Below are 10,249 nucleotides of genomic sequence, written 5' to 3'. Positions count from 1 at the left end.
TCGGCCTTCTCGGCCCGCGCCGCGGGCCCCGGGGCCGGCGGCTGCGGCGCCCGCATCGGCTGCCCCGGCTGCGCCCGGGACGGCGGCTGCGGAGCCGGCGCCTCGAGGTCGTGCAGCGAGGCGACCAGCAGCTCGAGGCGCTGGGCGGTGGCCTCTGCCCGCGCCGTCACCGCCTCGAGCGCGCCGGTCTGGCTGCCCGCCGCCGCCTGCGCCGCGCCGAGCGTGCGGGTCAGGTCGTCGACCTGCGCCGACAGCACCGCCACCGCCCCGCCCATGCCGGATTCGAGGTCGGTGAACCGGGTCAGCCGGCGCGCCAGCACGAAGCAATAGAAGCCCGCGCCGAGCGCGCCGGTGACCAGAAGGATATCGGCGATCAGTTCCATCCTCGCTCCGTCAGCTGAGCACGAATTGCAGCACCAGAAGGTCGCGCAGCCGGTCCCGGCCGAGCACCAGCTCGACCCGCCGCGTGAGCTGCGCGCGGATCATGATGAGCGCGTCGGGCGCCTCGAAATCGGCCGCATCGAGCGCCCGGAGATAGCCGTTCATCGCGTCGATCACCCGCGGCTGCAGCCGCGCCACCTCCTTGGCATGGGCCGGCGGCACCTCGAGCGCCGCGGTGAAGCGCAGATGCGTGGCGCCGCCGCCCTGCCCGATCGAGATCACCAGCGGCGGCAGCTCCACGAAGGCCCCGGGCTCGGACGCCGCCGCGTCACCCTGGGCGCCGGGGCCCGGCGCCGCGGCGCCGTCCCCGTCCTCGGCCCCCGCGCTGTCGTCCGCCGGCTCCGGCGGCGCGGCGCCGAGCCCCGGCATCAGCCCGGCCCCGACCGCGAAGAACCCGCCGCCGCCGCCGGCCAGCGCCAGCACCAGTCCGAGCAGCAGCGGCAGTTTCGAGGCCTTGGGCGGCGGGCCTTGGGCGGATCCGTCAGCGGCATCGCTCATGCAATCGGTCTCTCCGTGATGCGCAGACCTTTCCTAGCCGCAAGGGGCTAACCGATTCTTAAGCCGGGGCCGCCAATCTGGACCGGCCGAAGAAATCGGTGCGGGAATCGGAGGATCATGGTGAACCAAGCGCTGGGGTTCTGGAGCGCGCTGCCGCTGCGCCGCCGGGTGGTCGCGGGCGCTGCCGCGGTGCTGATGTTCGCCGCCGTCCTGGGCCTCACCCGGCTCGCCACCACGCCCAGCATGGCGCTGCTCTATGCCGGTCTCGAGGCGCCCGCCGCGGGCGAGGTGGTGACGGCGCTGGAATCCCGCGGCATGGCCTACGAGATCCGCGGCAACGCCATCTTCGTGCCGGCCGCGCAGCGCGACGCCCTGCGCCTCACCCTGGCGGGCGAGGGCCTGCCGGAAAGCGGCGGCCAGGGCTACGAGCTGCTCGACGGGCTGTCGGGCTTCGGCACCACCTCGCAGATGTTCGACGCCGCCTATTGGCGCGCCAAGGAGGGCGAGCTGGCCCGCACCATCCTGGCCGCGCCGCAGATCGGCGCCGCCCGCGTCCACATCGCCATGAGCAGCGCCAACCCGTTCCATCGCGGCGCCGCGCCCACCGCCTCGGTCTCGGTCAGCGGCACCGGCGGCGCGGTGGATGCCCGCCAGGCGCGGGCCATCCGGCATCTGGTGGCCGCCGCGGTGCCGGGCCTCGCGCCGGGCGAGGTCTCGGTGATCGACAGCCGCGCCGGGCTGCTCGGCGGCGACGACGATGCCGGCGCCGCGGCCACCGCCGAGGTCCGCGCCGAGGCGTTGCGCGACCGCGTGCAGCGGCTGGTCGAGGCCCGCGTCGGCATGGGCAATGCGGTGGTCGAGGTCAGCGTCGACACGGTCACCGAATCCGAGCAGATCCGCGAACGCCGGCTCGATCCCGAGACCCGCCTGGTGATCTCCTCGGACACCGAGGAACGCAGCCGCCAGGCCCAGGATCAGGGCGGCGCCGGGGTCACCGTGGCCTCCAACCTGCCCGATGGCGAGGCCGGCGGCGGCGACAGCTCGCAGAGCACCGAGAACGAGACCCGCGAGCGGCTGAACTTCGAGGTTTCCGAGACCACGCGCGAGATCACCCGCGCCGCCGGCGCGGTGCGCCGGGTCACCGTGGCGGTGCTGGTCAACGGCGCGGTGCAGCCGGACGGCGCCGGCGGCGAACGCTTCGTGCCGCTGCCCGACGCCGAGCAGCAGGCGCTGCGCGACCTCGTGGCCTCGGCGGTGGGCTACGACGAGGCGCGCGGCGACACCATCACCATCCGCTCGCTGCCCTTCGACAGGCCCGAGGGGCTGGGCAGCGCGGCCGCCCCGGCCGGGCTCTTCGCGGCGCTGGCGCTCGACCCGATGGCGCTGATCCAGATGGGCGTGCTGGCGGCGGTCGCGCTGGCGCTCGGGCTCTTCGTGGTCCGCCCGGTGCTGACCGGGGCGGCGGCGGCGCCCGCCCTGCCCGCGCCGCCGGCCGCCGACGCGCCGCAGGCCGCGCCGCTGATCGCCACCGCCCCCGCCCTGACCGGCGAGGTCGATGCCGGCGACGGCTTCGCCGACCTGCCGGCGGCCGGCAGCGAGATCGGCGGCGAGATCGGCGGCCAGGGCCTCGGCCCGGGCGCGCTCGACGCCGAGGAGGACCCGGTGGAGCGGCTGCGCGGCCTGATCGACACCCGCAAGGACGAGGCGGTGGAGATCCTGCGCGCCTGGCTCGACACCCCCGAAGAGGCCGAGCGATGAGGCTGGCGGATCTGCTCGAGGAGTTCGGCCCCGATCTCGCCGCCGGCCCGGCCGCCGCCGGCCCCGGCGCCGCGGCGGTCGCCGAGAGCGAGGTCGAGGCCCGCGAGGGCCGCGCCTTCGAGAACGGCTACCGCGCCGGCTGGGACGACGCGGTCAAGGCCCAGGGCGAGGAAAGCGAGCGCATGGGCCGCGACTTCGCGCAGAACCTGCGCGACCTCTCCTTCACCTATCACGAAGCCTACAGCCACGTGCTGCGCGCCATGACGCCGCTGCTCACCGAGATCGTCGACAAGCTGGTCCCCGCCTCCCTCGGAGAGGGGCTGGCCGCGCATCTGGTGGCCGAGCTCGAGGCCCGGGCCGGGGAGTGCGGCGGCTTCGCGGTCGAGATCGCCGTGGCGCCGGAGCAGCTGGCGCAGGTCGAACCGCACCTGGCGCAGGAATTCGGCTTCCCGGTCAGCCTCCGGAGCGATCCGACGCTGAACGAGGGCCAGGCCGACCTGCGGCTGGCCGAGGGCGAGATCCGGCTCGACCTGACCGAGATCGCCGACGGCCTGCGCCGCGCCGTCACCGCTTTCCGCCACCAGACCGAGGGAGATCGCGCGCATGGATGACGCCGCCGCCGCAGCCGGGCCATCGCAACAGGACGCAGCCGGCCAGGAACCGCCGGGCCGGGGGCAGCCCGGTCAGGGACAGCCGGGCCAGGGACAGCCGGGCCAGGGACAGCCGGGCCAGGGACAGCCGGGCCGGGCCGGACGCGGCGAGGCCAGCCTGCTGACCTCGGTGCCGATCGAGATCACCGTCTCGGTGGGCCGCGCCCGGCCGCCGATCCGGGAACTCCTGGCGCTCGATGCGGGCTCGGTGCTGACCCTCGACCGCCAGCTCGACGATCCCGTCGAGCTCTATGTCGGCGACCGCCTGATCGGGCTCGGCATGCTGGAGGTCCAGGAGGACGAGGGCAGCCCGCCGCGGCTGGCGGTGCGGCTGGTCGAGATGGCCGACCTGAAGGCGCCGGGCTGAACATGGCGCCGCCGCCCGGCCCGGCCCGGCCTCGCCGCGCCGCGCCGCGCAGCGCCCCGCCCCGGGGATCGGCGCCGGGCCGCCCCGCGCCCTTCGCCTCAGGCTGCCCCCGGCGCGCGGCACCCGGCCAGCGGACGGCACCCGGCCTCCGGGCGGCACACGCCCGGCGGACGGCGCATGCTGGGGCGGGCCGCGCCCGCCGTGCCGCGGCCCGCCCCCGGGCGCCCGCAAGCGCTGGCCGCGCGCCCGTCCCCGGCCAAAGACCTCGCCGCGGCCCCCACGGGGCGCCCCTCCCCGCCCGCAAGCCCCGTCTCGGCCCGCAGCCGGCGGCCGTCCCCGGCCGCCAGCCCCGTCTCGGCCCCGGCCTCCCGCCGTTTCCGTCCCTCACTCCGCGCTTCGGGCCCCGCCGCGGGGCTGTCCCCGGCCGAGACTCCCGCCTCGGCTCCCGCCGAGCGGCCGTCCCCGATGGCGCGCCCCGTCGCGCCCTCGCCCGAGGCCGCGGGCCCCGCCGCCGACCCCGCCAAGTGCCTGGCCTCCAAGGCAGAATCCGCCGGAAGCGCCATCGCGCGGCTGTTGCCGGCCCCAAGCCCGCCGGCGGCGCCCCCATCCCCGCCCGCGGGGCCCGTCTCGCCCTCGTCCCAGGCCACGGGCCCCGCCCGCGGCCCGGCCATGTGGCTGTCCTCCACGACAGAATCCGCTGGAAGCTCCTTCGCGCGCCCGTCGCCGGCCCCAACCCCGCCGGCGGCGCGCCCATCCCTGCCCGCGCGGCCCGTCTCGCCCTCGCCCCTGGCCACGGGCCCCGCCCGCGGCCCGGCCATGTGGCTGTCCTCCACGACAAAATCCGCGGGAAGCGCCATCGCGCGCCCGGCGCCGGCCCCAGGCCCGCCGGCGGCGCGCCCATCCCCGCCCGCGGGCCCCACCGCCCCGCCGGCCCCGCCGACGCGCCCCGTCACCAGACCCGTCCCGCGCCCGTCCCCGGCCGTGCGACCCGTTCCGGACACCGCTCCGCCCGCCCGCTTGCGCCGGCTCCGGCGGCTGGCCGCCGGCCTGCCGGTGCTGGCGGCGCTCGCCCCGGCGGCGGCCGCGGCGCAGGAGCTGACCCTCGATCTCGGCGAGGGCGGATCGCTGACCGGCACCACGCTGCAGCTGATCGCGCTGATCACCCTGCTCAGCCTGGCCCCCGGCATCGCGGTGATGATCACCTGCTTTCCCTTCATGGTGACGGTGCTGGCGATCCTGCGGCAGGCCGTCGGGCTGCAGCAATCGCCGCCCAACATGCTGATCGTGAGCCTGGCGTTGTTCCTGACCTGGTTCGTCATGGAGCCGGTCTTCCTCGCCGCCTACGCGGCCGGGCTCGAGCCGCTGATGGCGGACCGCATGGCGCTCGAGGAGGCGCTGGCCGCGGCGCTCGAGCCGTTCCGCGGCTTCATGGCCGCCCGCACCGACCCGGCGACCTTCGCGGCGCTGGCCGATCTGCGCCCCGAGGGCGCCACGGACACTCCCACCCGCGCCGCGCCGCTGTCGATCCTGGTGCCGAGCTTCATGCTCTCCGAGGTCGCCCGCGCCTTCCAGATCGGCTTCCTGATCTTCATGCCGTTCCTGATCATCGACCTCGTCGTGGCCGCGGTGCTGATGGCGATGGGCATGATGATGGTGCCGCCGGCGATCGTCTCGCTGCCGTTCAAGCTCGCCTTCTTCGTGGTCGCGGACGGCTGGTCGCTGCTCGCCGGGGCCCTGGTGCGGAGCTATTTCTGAGCGCAAATCCGGCCTCGCGCACGGGTCTGCCGGTAGCGCAAACATTTTTTCCGCCAGAGGCTTGTGCGCCGCGTCCGGTTCGGGGCATTCCGGGGCCCGGGGGCCTGCGGCTTGCCCTCTGCGCTCGCATCCTATCCTCTAAGGCGGCGCCCAGTGCCGACCAGACCGGGAGATCCGCATGCCCACGGACAATGCCACGTCCGCGACCTACGACCTGTTCATCATCGGCGGCGGCATCAACGGCTGCGGCATCGCCCGCGACGCCGCCGGCCGCGGCCTCTCGGTCGGCCTGGCCGAGATGAACGACCTCGCCTCGGCGACCTCCTCGGCCTCTACCAAGCTGTTCCATGGCGGGCTGCGCTACCTGGAATATTTCGAGGTCCGCCTGGTGCGCGAGAGCCTGATCGAGCGCGAGACCCTGCTCAAGGCGATGCCGCACATCTCGTGGCCGATGCGCTTCGTGCTGCCCTTCCACCGCGACATGCGCTTCGAGAACACCACCCCGACCTCGCGGCTGCTGAACGCCGTGATGCCCTGGATGAAGGGCCGCCGGCCGTCCTGGCTGATCCGCCTCGGCCTGATGATGTACGACACCCTGGGCGGGCGCGAGATCCTGCCCGGCACCCGCACCGTCGACCTGGCCCGCGCCCCGGAGGGCCGGCCGCTCAAGGACCGGTTCCGCAAGGCCTACGAATATTCCGATTGCTGGGTGCAGGATTCGCGCCTCGTGGTGCTGAATGCCCGCGACGCCGAGGCCCGCGGCGCCACCATCCTGACCCGCACCCGGGTCGCCACGGCGGAGCGCGACGGCACCGACTGGCGGGTGACGCTGGAGGACCGCGAGACCGGCGAGAGCCGCGAGATCCGGGCCCGGGTCCTGGTCAACGCCGCCGGCCCCTGGGCCGGCCGGGTGATCCACGGCGTGGTGCGCTCGAACTCCACGGAAACCGTCCGGCTGGTGCGCGGCAGCCACATCGTCTGCCGCCGGCTCTACGACCACGACAAGTGCTACTTCTTCCAGGGCAGCGACGGGCGGATCATCTTCGCCATCCCCTACGAGCAGGATTTCACCCTGATCGGCACCACCGACAGCGAACAGGACGACCCCGACCGCCGCCCCGAATGCACCCCGGAGGAGCGCGACTACCTGCTGCGCTTCGCCTCGGAATATTTCGCCAAGCCGGTGACCCGCGACGACGTCGTCTGGTCCTATTCCGGGGTCCGGCCGCTCTACGACGACGGCGCCCAGTCCGCCACCGCCGCGACCCGCGACTACACGCTGAAGATCGACGATGCCGGCGGCGCGCCGGTGCTCAACATCTTCGGCGGCAAGATCACCACCTACCGCCGCCTGGCCGAGCACGCGCTGGAGAAGATCGCCCCCTTCCTGCCCGGCATGGGCGCCGCCTGGACCGCCGGCGTGACCCTGCCGGGGGGCGATTTCAAGGTCGTGGAGACCCGCGGCAAGATCGACCAGCTGGAACGCGACTACCCGTTCCTGGGGCCGAAATGGGCCGAGCGGCTGATCCGCCATTACGGCACCGAGAGCTGGGAGATCCTCGGCCCGGCGCGCAGCGCCGGGGATCTCGGCCGCGATTTCGGCCACACCCTGACCGAGGCCGAGCTGCGCTGGCTGGTGCGGCGCGAATATGCCCGCAGCGCCGAGGACGCGGTGTTCCGCCGGACCCGGCTCGGCATCCGCATGGGCCCGGACGAGATTGCCGCCATCGAGGCCTGGATGCAGGATGCCCGGACCCCGGCCCCCGCCTGAGCGGCCGCGCCAATCCAAGGGAGGACAGATGCGCTACATTCTCGCCATCGACCAGGGCACCACGTCGAGCCGGGCGATCCTCTTCGACGAGGGCCTGAAGATCGTCGCGGCGGCGCAGGAGGAGTTCCAGCAGCATTACCCGGCCTCCGGCTGGGTCGAGCACGAGGTCTCGGATCTCTGGACCACGGTCGCCGCGACCTGCCGCGGGGTGATCGAGAAGGCCGGCATCGCCGCCGCCGACATCGCCGCCATCGGCATCACCAACCAGCGCGAGACGGTGGTGGTCTGGGACCGCGAGACCGGCCAGCCGGTGCACCGCGCCATCGTCTGGCAGGACCGGCGCACCTCGCAGATGACCTCCGCCCTGCGCGAGGCCGGCCACGAGGAGCTGGTCACCGCCCGCACCGGCCTGCTGCTCGATCCCTATTTCTCGGGCTCCAAGCTGAAATGGATCCTCGACGAGGTCGCGGGCGCGCGGGACCGGGCGCGCGACGGCAAGCTGCTCTTCGGCACCGTCGATTCGTTCCTGATCTGGAAGCTCACCGGCGGCCGGAGCCACGTCACCGACGCCACCAATGCCTGCCGGACGATGCTCTACGACATCCACCGGGGCGCCTGGTCCGAGGACATTCTCGACCTGCTCGACATCCCCGCCGCGATGCTGCCCGAGGTGCGCGACTGCGCCGCCAGCTTCGGCACCACCCGCAGCGACCTCTTCGGCCGCGAGATCCCGATCCTCGGCGTCGCCGGCGACCAGCAGGCGGCGACGGTGGGCCAGGCCTGTTTCGCGCCGGGCATGCTGAAATCGACCTACGGTACCGGCTGCTTCGCGCTCCTGAACACCGGCGACCGGCCGGTGCGCTCGGAGAACCGCCTGCTCACCACCATCGCCTACCAGCTCGACGGCCGGCCGACCTACGCGCTCGAGGGCTCGATCTTCGTCGCCGGCGCGGTGGTGCAATGGCTGCGCGACGGGCTGAAGCTGATCCGCGAGGCGGGAGAGACCCAGCCCCTGGCCGAGACCGCCGATCCGCGCCAGGAGGTGGTGCTGGTGCCGGCCTTCACCGGGCTCGGCGCGCCCTACTGGAACGCCGAATGCCGCGGCGCGATCTTCGGGCTGACGCGCAATTCCGGCCCCGCCGAGTTCGCCCGCGCGGCGCTGGAAAGCGTGGGCTACCAGACCCGCGACCTGATCGAGGCGATGCATGCCGACTGGACCGACCCCGGCGCCGCGCCGACGCTGCGGGTCGATGGCGGGATGAGCGCCTCGGACTGGGCGATGCAGTTCCTGGCCGACATCATCGGCGCCCCGGTCGACCGCCCCGACGTGCTCGAGACCACCGCCATGGGCGCCGCCTGGCTGGCCGGCATGCAGGCCGGGCTCTACCCCGACATGGCGGGCTTCGGCGAGATGTGGCAGCGCGACCGCCGCTTCGAGCCGGCAATGGAGGCGTCCGAGCGCGACCGCAAATATGCCGCCTGGCAACGCGCCGTCGCCGCCGCCCAGGCCTTCTGACCCCGGACCCTCCCCCGCCTTATTCTGAGCGAAAATACCCCGGGGGTGCGGGGGCAGCGCCCCCGCCCGGGTCCTGGGCGCCCGCGGCGCCCGGGACGCCGCTCAGCCCAGCACCCGGCGCGCCGCCCGCGCGGTCTTCTCGGCGATCTCGTCGGCCTCGGCCTCGCTCAGGCAGAACGGCGGCGCGAAGCCCAAGATGTCGCCCTGCGGCATCGCCCGGGCGATCACCCCCTCCTCGAGCAGCGCCGCGGCGATCCGCGGCCCGACCTTCTCGCCGGCGTCGAAGAAGCGCCGCGTCTCGCGGTCGGCGACGAACTCCACCGCGCAGAGCATGCCCTCGCCGCGGACCTCGCCGACCTGCGCGAGGCCGCCCAGCGCCTCGGCCATGACGCGGTTGAAATAGCCCCCGGTGCGGGCGCAATTGCCGATCAGGTCGAGCTTGTCGATAAGCTCGAGATTGGCCACCCCGGCGGCGGCGCCGATCGGATGCGCCGAATAGGTCCAGCCATGCCCGATCGGGCCGTTCTCGTCAGTGCCCCGCTCCAGCACCTTCCACATCCTGTCGGACACGATGGAGCCCGAGAGCGGCGCATAGGCCGAGGTCAGGCCCTTGGCGATGGTCATCAGGTCGGGCTTCAGGCCGTAATGGTCCGAGCCCCACATCGAGCCCAGCCGCCCGAAGCCGGTCACCACCTCGTCGGCGATCAGCAGGATGTCGTGCTTCTCGAGGATCGGCTGGATCGCCGCCCAGTAGCCCTCGGGCGGCGGCACGATGCCGCCGGTGCCCAGCACCGGCTCGCCGATGAAGGCGGCGATGCTGTCGGCGCCCTCGCGTTCGATCAGCGCCTCGAGCGCGTCGGCGCAATGCTGCACGAAGGCCGCCTCGTCCTGCGCCGTGTCCTCGCGGCGGTAGTAATAGGGCGCCTCGGTGTGGATCACCTGCGCCAGCGGCAGGTCGAACTTCTGGTGGAACAGGTGCAGCCCGGTCAGCGACCCGGTCATCAGCCCGGAGCCGTGATAGCCGCGCCAGCGCGAGATGATCTTCTTCTTCTCGGGGCGGCCGAGGATGTTGTTGTAGTACCAGACCAGCTTGATGTTGGTCTCGTTGGCGTCCGAGCCTGAGAGCCCGAAATAGACCTTCGACATGTGCTCCGGGGCGCGGTCGAGGATCATCTTGGCGAGGGTGATCGAAGCCTCGGTGCCGTGGCCGACATAGGCGTGGTAATAGGCCAGCTCGCGCGCCTGCGCGGCGATGGCGTCGGCGATCTCGGTGCGGCCGTAGCCGGCATTGACGCAATAGAGCCCGGCGAAGGCGTCGAGCAGGCGGCGGCCGTCGCGGGTCTCGATGTGGCAGCCCTGCCCGCCCTGCACCACGGTCTGCGGGGCATTGCCGCGGGCGAACTCGGCAAGGTGGGTCGAGGGGTGGAAGAAGCTCTCGCGGTCCCAGCTTTCCAGCATGTCGTTCTTCAGCATTCGGTGTCCTTCGTCGTTCT

At 73.6% G+C, this 10,249-nt stretch carries 9 protein-coding genes; 6 read left to right on the top strand and 3 right to left on the bottom strand.

The window, feature by feature from the left end; genetic code table 11:
- Positions 1-383 (bottom strand): hypothetical protein (locus tag ACXYMW_RS17780; protein WP_459036677.1); only part of this gene is annotated, 383 nt, incomplete at its 3' end.
- 10 nt (positions 384-393) lie between these two features.
- The gene (locus ACXYMW_RS17775) at positions 394-939 is read right to left on the bottom strand and encodes a flagellar basal body-associated FliL family protein (protein WP_459036676.1); all 546 of its coding nucleotides are present in this window, start codon (positions 937-939) and stop codon (positions 394-396) included.
- 117 nt (positions 940-1,056) lie between these two features.
- On the opposite strand from ACXYMW_RS17775, the gene fliF reads away from it, so the two are divergent.
- From fliF to glpK, 6 genes are all read left to right on the top strand, one after another.
- Entirely contained in the window at positions 1,057-2,697 is a 1,641-nt protein-coding gene (gene fliF, locus ACXYMW_RS17770; RefSeq protein WP_459036675.1) for a flagellar basal-body MS-ring/collar protein FliF, read from the top strand.
- Entirely contained in the window at positions 2,694-3,308 is a 615-nt protein-coding gene (locus ACXYMW_RS17765; protein ID WP_459036674.1) for a FliH/SctL family protein, read from the top strand. The genes fliF and ACXYMW_RS17765 overlap by 4 nt, the downstream gene beginning before the upstream one ends.
- A 157-nt stretch (positions 3,309-3,465) precedes the next feature.
- Positions 3,466-3,714 (top strand): FliM/FliN family flagellar motor switch protein, encoded by a 249-nt coding sequence (locus tag ACXYMW_RS17760; RefSeq protein WP_459036679.1) that lies wholly within the window; start codon positions 3,466-3,468, stop codon positions 3,712-3,714.
- A 1,017-nt stretch (positions 3,715-4,731) separates the two neighbouring features.
- Complete coding sequence (gene fliP / locus ACXYMW_RS17755) at positions 4,732-5,469, top strand: flagellar type III secretion system pore protein FliP (protein ID WP_459036673.1); 738 nt, start codon at positions 4,732-4,734, stop codon at positions 5,467-5,469.
- A gap of 178 nt (positions 5,470-5,647) precedes the next feature.
- Positions 5,648-7,240, top strand: a complete 1,593-nt coding sequence (gene glpD / locus ACXYMW_RS17750; RefSeq protein WP_459036672.1) for a glycerol-3-phosphate dehydrogenase — start codon at positions 5,648-5,650, stop codon at positions 7,238-7,240.
- A 28-nt stretch (positions 7,241-7,268) separates the two neighbouring features.
- Positions 7,269-8,756, top strand: coding sequence for a glycerol kinase GlpK (gene glpK, locus ACXYMW_RS17745; RefSeq protein WP_459036671.1), 1,488 nt, complete (start codon positions 7,269-7,271; stop codon positions 8,754-8,756).
- A gap of 102 nt (positions 8,757-8,858) precedes the next feature.
- Here glpK and ACXYMW_RS17740 read toward each other — a convergent pair whose 3' ends face one another.
- On the bottom strand, positions 8,859-10,229 hold the full coding sequence (locus tag ACXYMW_RS17740; RefSeq protein WP_459036670.1) for an aminotransferase class III-fold pyridoxal phosphate-dependent enzyme: 1,371 nt from the start codon (positions 10,227-10,229) through the stop codon (positions 8,859-8,861).
- Positions 10,230-10,249 lie beyond the last annotated feature (20 nt).

It is taken from the genome of Roseivivax sp. CAU 1761, from assembly GCF_054482755.1.
This window is presented reverse-complemented; position numbering and strand designations above follow the sequence as displayed.